The organism is Streptomyces sp. NRRL F-5755, assembly GCF_001279365.1.
GTDB lineage: Bacteria > Actinomycetota > Actinomycetes > Streptomycetales > Streptomycetaceae > Streptomyces > Streptomyces rimosus.
The window spans coordinates 1-1,821 of sequence record NZ_LGCW01000145.1 but is presented as its reverse complement, the minus strand read 5'-3'; the positions used below and the strand labels follow the sequence as shown (position 1 = coordinate 1,821).

1 protein-coding gene and 1 pseudogene are annotated in these 1,821 nt (G+C 76.0%); both read right to left on the bottom strand.

The window, feature by feature from the left end:
* Nucleotides 1–750 (bottom strand): annotated as a pseudogene (locus tag ADK86_RS43800) (hypothetical protein); the annotation flags it as partial.
* Nucleotides 751–934: 184 nt separating this feature from the next.
* On the bottom strand, nucleotides 935–1,684 hold the full coding sequence (locus ADK86_RS15425; protein ID WP_053697096.1) for a GNAT family N-acetyltransferase: 750 nt from the start codon (nucleotides 1,682–1,684) through the stop codon (nucleotides 935–937).
* Nucleotides 1,685–1,821 lie beyond the last annotated feature (137 nt).

Here is a 1,821-nt window from a genome sequence, read left to right as displayed (position 1 = left end):
GCCTGGGGCGGCTCCGGGGACGGGGCCTTCAGGGGCGCCGCCCGGACTTCCGGGGGCGGTGGTGGTGCGGGCCTCGGCGCCGGGGCGGGGGGCCACGGCCGGCTGGCCGGTGGTGGTCGGGGCGTGGCTGTCGCTCTCGTGGGGGCCTGGGGCGGCTCCGGGGACGGGGCCTTCAGGGGCGCCGCCCGGACTTCCGGGGGCGGCGGTGCGGGCCTCGGCACCGGGGCGGGGGGCCGCGTCCGGCTGGCCGGTGGTGGGGGCGGAGCTGTGGCCCTCGTGGGGGCCGCTGTGGGCTCCGGAGGCGTTGCCTTCGTGGGCGCCGGACGCGGCTCCAGGCTCGTGGCCGTCGCGGGCTCCGGGGACCGCTCCGGGTTCCTGACCGCCACATGGGCCGCGGACGGCCCCCAGCTCATGGCCGTCCCGAGCACCGGGGACGGCCGGAGTGCGGGGAACGGACTCGGGCTCAGGTTCCGGGTCGAGTTCCAGCTCGGGTTGCGGCTCCGGCTCAAGGTCCGGGTCGGATTCCGGCTCCAATTCGGGGGTGATGATCTCTTCGTACGCGAATTCCGCCAGTGTCTTGGCTAGCAGTCGCCGGGCGGCCCGCTGCCAGGCCCGGCCGCTGTCGCTCGCGCCGGCAGGGGTGCCGGTGTCCGGGAAGGCGTGGTCGGGGGCGGGGATGCTGTTGGCGTGCGGCGCGGCGTCGCCGGGGCCGGACGCGGGGCTATGGAGAGGTTCGGAAGAAGGTCGCAAGGCGGGACTCCTGGGGACGAGACCTGAGCTACATGGACAGTGCCTTGAGAAGGGGGACCAGGTGCGAAGGCGCGGGAGGAGTGTGCGGAGCGGTCGGTGGGACGGCGCGGGCCGGTGGGAGTGACGGGCAGGCCGGAGCCGCCGGCGCGTGGGCGACGGCGGCGGGCGCGGGTGCGGGGCGTGGTCACAGGAGGTGGCGATGGGCGCGGTCGCGGACCATGAGGGCGGCGCGTTTGTCGGGCAGGTCGAGTTCGTCGGCGTAGCGGAACCCGGCGCCGAGGAAGGCGGCGACGGACGGGACGTTGCGCAGGTCGGGTTCGGCGATGACCCGGCCGCACTGCGGACGGTGGTCCAGTACGAGGTCGGCGGTGGCGCGCAGCAGCGCGGTGCCGATGCCGCGGCCCCGGTCGGCGACGCCGCCGATCAGCAGGTGCAGGCCCGTGTCGTGCGGCCGGGCCGGGTAGTAGCGGGCGAGCGGGTCAAGGTCGGCGCGGTAGATCTCCCAGTAGCTCATGGGCACGCCGCCCAGTACGCCGAGGCAGGGCACGCTGCGCCCGTCGCCGTCGAGCTGGGCGCGCAGGTGGGCGGCGGTGATCTCCTCGGGCCCGGCCAGTTCCCAGAAGGCCGCGACGGCCGGGTCGTTCATCCAGGCGGAGATCAGCGGCAGGTCGCGCTCGATACGTACGGGTACGAGCTGGAACGGCCCCGCGGCGGTGGAGGCCGGGCCCCAGTCGGCGATGTGGTCGAGCAGCAGGCCGCCGCGCGAGCCGTCGGCCGGGTCGGCGGACAGCGGCACGTCGCCGAACAGGGCGGTGATGTCGGGGGGCAGATGCAGGTCGAGGGTGTCGTCGAGCGCGTCGTCCGGAGGGCCTTCGGGAGGGTGGTCGAAGGCTTTCTCGGACCCGGGGTCGATGCCGGATTCGGTGGGGGGCACGGCGGCGCTCTCTCCTTTCCGGGCCTCCTCACGAGGTCACGGGGCGGGCGGGCAGGAATCGGAGGTGCGGGGCTGGCGGTTGGCGGGGTCAGGGGGGGAGGGGGTTGGGGAGGGGGGCGGCGCGCCGCTGCCCCAGC